The sequence below is a fragment of the Acidimicrobiales bacterium genome (assembly GCA_040219515.1).
Taxonomy (GTDB): domain Bacteria; phylum Actinomycetota; class Acidimicrobiia; order Acidimicrobiales; family Aldehydirespiratoraceae; genus JAJRXC01.
In genome coordinates this window covers 1-3320 of record JAVJSI010000002.1, presented here as the reverse complement: position 1 = coordinate 3320, position 3320 = coordinate 1, and the positions used below count along the sequence as shown (strand labels likewise).

Annotated in this window: 3 protein-coding genes; all 3 read left to right on the top strand. The window is 69.3% G+C overall.

What is annotated here, in order from left to right:
- Window positions 1-334: ABC transporter ATP-binding protein (locus RIB98_00935; GenBank protein ID MEQ8839518.1), on the top strand; the 334-nt coding region annotated here is incomplete at its 5' end.
- A gap of 1 nt (window position 335) precedes the next feature.
- Window positions 336-2882, top strand: coding sequence for an FtsX-like permease family protein (locus tag RIB98_00930; protein MEQ8839517.1), 2547 nt, complete (start codon window positions 336-338; stop codon window positions 2880-2882).
- 48 nt (window positions 2883-2930) lie between these two features.
- On the top strand, window positions 2931-3320 hold a 390-nt coding region (locus tag RIB98_00925; protein MEQ8839516.1), incomplete at its 3' end, for an ATP-binding cassette domain-containing protein.

Genomic DNA, 3320 nt, shown 5'->3' with positions numbered 1-3320 from the left:
GCTCGCCGACCGCACCTCACACCGCCCGAACGAACTGTCCGGCGGTCAACAACAACGCGTCGCCGTCAGCCGCGCCCTCGCCAGCCGGCCCGAGATCATCTTCGCCGACGAACCCACCGGCAACCTCGACTCCACGACCGGGGCCGAGATCCTCGCGTTCATGCGACGGGCGGTGCGAGAGCTCGGCCAGACGATCGTGATGGTCACCCACGATCCCGTCGCCGCGGCCTACGCCGACCGGGTCATCTTCCTCGCCGACGGCAAGATCGTCGACGAGCTCCACGCACCCACCCCGGCGTCGGTCCTCGACCGCATGAAGGCCATCGGGAACTGACGTGCTGCGCCTCACCCTCCGCAATCTCGCGGCCAACAAGGCCCGCTTCCTGATGACCACCTTCGCTGTCGTCCTCGGTGTCGGTTTCGTCGTGTCCAGCTTCGTGATGTCCGACGGGCTGCGCTCCACCTTCGGTGACCTCTCCGAGGACATCTCCTCCGGCACCGATCTGCTCGTGCGACCGACCAGCGAGTTCGGGGATCCCATTCCCCTGTCCGAGGAACTGGTCGCAGAGATCGCCGCGCTCGACGGCATCGACAACGCGATGGCCTTCGTCGAATCCGAGGAGAACGCCATCCAGCCGATCAAGGCCGACGGCACGACGATCACGACCGCCGGTCCGCCCCAGCTCACCTTCGCGTGGTCCGACGACACCGCCCTGGGTTCGTTCACGATCGTCGACGGCAGCGCACCCGACGGGCCCGACGAGTTCTCCATGGACGTCACCGCCGCCGAACAGCACGGCTTCGTCATCGGCGAGCGCTACGACGTCGTCACTCCCCAGGGGCTGTGGCCCGACGTGACCCTCGTCGCCACCACCAGCTTCGGTTCCGACAACGCAACCGTCGGCGCCACCCTGATGCACGTCTCGCTCGACGAGGCCCAACGCCTCTTCGGCGGCGACACACTGGTCGACCAGATCCCGATACGGCTCTCCCCCGGGGCCGACGCGGCCGCCGTCACGGCGACGATCGTCGACCTCCTCGGCGACACCCGAGCCGAGATCGTCGACCAGGCCACCGTCACCGCCGAACAATCGGCCGAGTTCGACGAGGGCATCACGATCATCGGCAACGTGCTGCTCGGCTTCGCCATCGTGTCGCTGTTCGTGTCGATCTTCATCATCTACAACACGTTCGCCATCGTCCTGGGCCAGCGGGTCCGCGAGATGGGCCTTCTGCGAGCGATCGGCGCCGATCCCCGCCAGCTCCGCCGGTCGGTCATCGCCGAGGCCCTGATCGTCGGCGTGATCGCCAGCGTGATCGGCCTGGCCGCCGGCGTCGGCATCGCCGCCCTGCTGACGGCGCTCTTCGAGGCGCTGGGGGCCCAGCTTCCCGCCTATCCGACCATCCTGGCGGCGCGGACGATCGTCCTCGCCCTCGTACTCGGCGTGGGAGTCACCGTCGTCTCGTCGATCGCTCCCGCCCGTGCCGCCGCGGCGGTCGCACCGATCGTGGCGCTGCGCGACGGGGCCGTCGTGTCGAAGGAGAACAGTCGCCAGCGCCTGGTCCGGGGTGGCCTCACCCTGATCGCCGGCGTGGCCCTCGGCGCGGCCGGGCTGTTCGGCCCGTCCCTCTCCACCATCGTGACGATCCTCGTCCTGGGCGTGGCGGCCCTCATGGTGTTCCTCGGCCTGACCCTGGCCAGTCCGGCTGTCGCCCGACCGCTCACCGTCGTGCTCGGGTGGCCGGTCGCCCGCCTCATGGGCACGGCCGGCGCACTCGCTCGCGGCAACGCGAGCCGCAATCCCCGCCGCACCGCGACCACCGCTGCCGCCCTGATGATCGGCCTGTCGCTCGTGACGACGGGCTACGTCGTCGGGGAGTCGGTCAAGTCCAGCCTCGGTCGACTGATCGAGCAGTCGGTCACCGCCGACTACGTGATCGCGCCGACCGACGACGGTGCCGGCATGCCGGCGACGCTGGCCGACGAGCTCGAGGCGAGCGGACAGTTCGAAACCGTCACGGGCATGCGTTACGACGACGCTCGACTCGGCACCGACGTGCACGAGGTGACCGCGCTCGACCTGGGGTCGGTCGAGGACCTCTTCGACATCGATCTCCGTAGCGGCGCGCTGCCCACCGGCGACACCACCGACGTGATCGTGCTCCACGACGACCTGGCCGACGAGCTCGCCGTCGGAGTCGGCGACACCGTGCCCATCGAGTTCGCCACCGGCTACACCGCCGATCTGACCGTGGCCGGGATCTACGCCGACGCCACCATCCTCGAGGACCCACTGGTTCCCGACCAGGTGTTCGACGACGCCGGTGCCGAGCAGGCCGACGAGTGGATCGCCGCGTCGCTCGCCGAGGGATCCACGACGGCCGAGCTCGCGCCGCTCGTGGCCCAACTGGAGACGACGTACCCACAGATCTCCATCGACACGGCGTCGGAGTTCCAGCAGTCCCTGGAGGACACCATCGACAGCGCCCTGCTGGTGGTCAACGCCCTGCTCGCGCTCGCCATCGTCATCGCCCTGATCGGCATCGCCAACACGCTGGCGCTGTCGGTGCATGAACGCACCCGCGAGCTGGGCCTTCTCCGAGCCGTCGGCATGACCCGCCGCCAGACCCGGCGGATGGTGCGCTGGGAGGCCGTGATCGTGGCCCTGTTCGGCACCGTGCTCGGGGTCGGCGCCGGGGTGCTCTTCGGCTGGGGTGCGGTGAGCGCCCTTCCCGACAGCAGCTTCGGCGGATCGTTCACCATCCCGATCGCCCCGATCGCGCAAGTGGTCGTACTGGCGGCGGTCGCCACGCTCGTCGCGGCGTGGCTGCCCGCCCGGCGGGCCGGAAACCTGCGCGTGCTCGATGCCATCTCTCACTAGTCTCTCGAGAGCAAACCCCCACTTGGAGAAGCGATGACGCAGGCGAACGTGACCCCCGGACCCGCGGCGCGTGCCGTCGGCGCTCGCAAGTACTACGGCGAGGGCGACACCGAGGTCCGTGCCCTCGACGACGTCGACGTCGAGTTCGCCCGCGGCAGGTTCACCGCCATCATGGGACCATCGGGTTCGGGAAAGTCCACCCTGATGCACTGTCAGGCCGGACTCGACACGCTCACGGGCGGTCAGGTCTTCATCGGCGACACCGACCTCTCGGCCCTGAGCGAGCGCGACCTCACCCTGCTGCGACGCGACAACGTCGGCTTCATCTTCCAGGCCTTCAACCTGGTGCCCACGCTGTCGGCGCTCGAGAACATCACGCTGCCGATGGACCTGGCCGGCGTGAAGCCCGACCAGGAGTGGCTCGATCAGGTCATCGAG